This window comes from Phyllobacterium sp. P5_D12, from assembly GCF_054049495.1.
This window is the reverse complement of record NZ_JBFUMG010000825.1, coordinates 1-1,474: the sequence shown is the minus strand read 5'-3', so window position 1 is coordinate 1,474 and position 1,474 is coordinate 1. Positions and strand designations below refer to the sequence as shown.

Here is a 1,474-nt window from a genome sequence, read left to right as displayed (position 1 = left end):
CTCGGACACAGCGTGGGGCTTGGTCGTTCGGCGTTTTCGGCTCGCTTCACCAAGCTTGTTGGCGAGTCCATGTACCGCTATTTGATCGCGCGCCGAATGTCGGAGGCTGCGTTTCTACTCGAAACAAGTGACGAGGGGATTGCACGCATTGCGACCCGTGTCGGCTACGAGACCGCGACTGCGTTTTCCAAGCTCTTTCATCGGCATCATGGCCTATCGCCTGGCCGTTACAGAGCAGTTCTCCGGTCTGACGGTGGCCGAAGGCAAGGGGATGTACTCAAAGGAGAACTCCCCGATTGACCTCAGCCAAGCTACTATCCATGGCTCGGAATAGCCCTTGGTATTGGCATTGGCGCGATGCTTGGAAACGCAATGTTTGACAGCATCTCGATGGGAATTGTTGTTGGTACCGCGATAGGTGCCGCAGTTTCGTATAATCTGTCTAAATAGCGCACCCGGTTTGGCTCAACCAATGACAACGAGGCTGTGCCAGAACGACGCCGGCTGAAAATTCTAGCGCCACGCTATCACATACGGCTCACGACGATCTGATTCGCAACACACAATATCGAACCCATGTGTATTAAGGCGCACAATTGTGCCGAAGAACATCGTGGAGGAGAAATGCGATGTCGATCAAGACTATGTTTGTACTGGCCGTGATGGCATTTTCAAGCTCGATGCTTGCAGGATGTCTGGAGAGTAGCGGCGCCACCCAATGGCAACCCTACCATCCCGATTGGACAGGCTCTAACGGCGTAAGCTCGGGCCACAGCAAGCACTGACCGGCCAAATCATGCAGGCGCCCAACTGCAATAAACACTGAGACAGTAGTAGCCTGCTGCCTGATTGGAGGGTGGGTAGGACGTTGCCCTACCCAGCCTGTGCGAACCGTGCTCTTGAGCGCTCGCGTGCCTTTTCAGCCTCGACCGTGCGGTCACGTACGGGCGCTGGAGTATGGAGGGAGGTCAGCAGTCGGCGCGCCGCATCCGAAACTTCCTTGACAGCGCGATCGAAAGCTTCGGCGTTGGCTTGCGAAGGTTTGTTGAAACCAGACAGCTTGCGCACAAATTGGAGAGCAGAAGCGTCGATCTCATCCTTGGTTGCAGGCGGGTCGAAGTTAAACAGCGTTTTTATATTGCGGCACATAATGGTCTCCTCAATGTCGATTACTGCGACGTGGCAAGGCCACTGATGTCGTTCCGCCTGTCCGCTGGTCGAGTCTTACTCCATCATATCAGCGGCCGATGAGTTAAATCCTTCGGTAGTACGATCAGGGTCATTCCTCGGGAGCCCCTAACTAATTGGTAGTACTTTTCCAATTTTATCACGACAGGACGGGTAAAGAGATATAATATGTAAATGTGGCATTTGCATTCAAACTCTGCAGAGACGGGGAGAATGGGGGAGCAGTGTCCAATAATTATGAAACAAAACGCCGTCGGGTGCGTCAAGTTCCTGCCGTTATCATCAT

2 protein-coding genes are annotated in these 1,474 nt (G+C 53.5%); one reads left to right on the top strand and one right to left on the bottom strand.

The genetic code is table 11. The features are described 5' to 3' along the window. Positions 1–300, top strand: a 300-nt coding sequence (locus ACXJ5O_RS26795; protein ID WP_457302561.1) for a helix-turn-helix transcriptional regulator, incomplete at its 5' end; no start/stop codon positions are given. A 573-nt stretch (positions 301–873) separates the two neighbouring features. Here the strand turns inward: ACXJ5O_RS26795 and ACXJ5O_RS26790 are convergent. Continuing rightward, the gene (locus ACXJ5O_RS26790) at positions 874–1,149 is read right to left on the bottom strand and encodes a DUF2277 domain-containing protein (RefSeq protein ID WP_457302560.1); all 276 of its coding nucleotides are present in this window, start codon (positions 1,147–1,149) and stop codon (positions 874–876) included. Between the last annotated feature and the right edge of the window lie 325 nt (positions 1,150–1,474).

Bases quoted from the DNA above. Each gene is read 5' to 3' on its own strand.
- ACXJ5O_RS26790 (WP_457302560.1), bottom strand. From the start codon at position 1,149: ATGTGCCGCAATATAAAAACGCTGTTTAACTTCGACCCGCCTGCAACC.